Annotated in this window: 1 protein-coding gene; it reads right to left on the bottom strand. The window is 62.2% G+C overall.

Annotation, left to right across the window (positions count from 1 at the left end):
* Window positions 1–270, bottom strand: a 270-nt coding sequence (locus tag EP376_RS22835; RefSeq protein WP_127657734.1) for an ATP-binding cassette domain-containing protein, incomplete at both ends; no start/stop codon positions are given.

The following is a 270-nucleotide window of genomic DNA, read 5'->3' as shown; positions in this document are numbered from 1 at the left end:
TTTGCGGCCGCGCTGGTCGGCCACACCCATGATGAACTCATGCGCAGAGGCGCGTTTCGCCGCCTCGATGATCTCGTCTTCGCTCGATCCCGGTTTGCCATAGGCGATGTTGTCGCGGATCGAGCGGTGCATCAGCATCGGGTCCTGGCTCACGACTCCGAACTGCTGGCGCAGCGATCCCTGGGTCAGCGTGCGGATATCGTTTCCGTCGAGCAATACCCGGCCGCTTTCGACATCGAACAGCCGCAGCGCCAGATTGGCTATCGTCGT

Source organism: Alexandriicola marinus (assembly GCF_004000435.1).
In the GTDB taxonomy this organism is placed as follows: domain Bacteria; phylum Pseudomonadota; class Alphaproteobacteria; order Rhodobacterales; family Rhodobacteraceae; genus Alexandriicola; species Alexandriicola marinus.
Note: the sequence above shows the minus strand (reverse complement) of the source record. Positions and strands in the feature narration are given on the sequence as shown.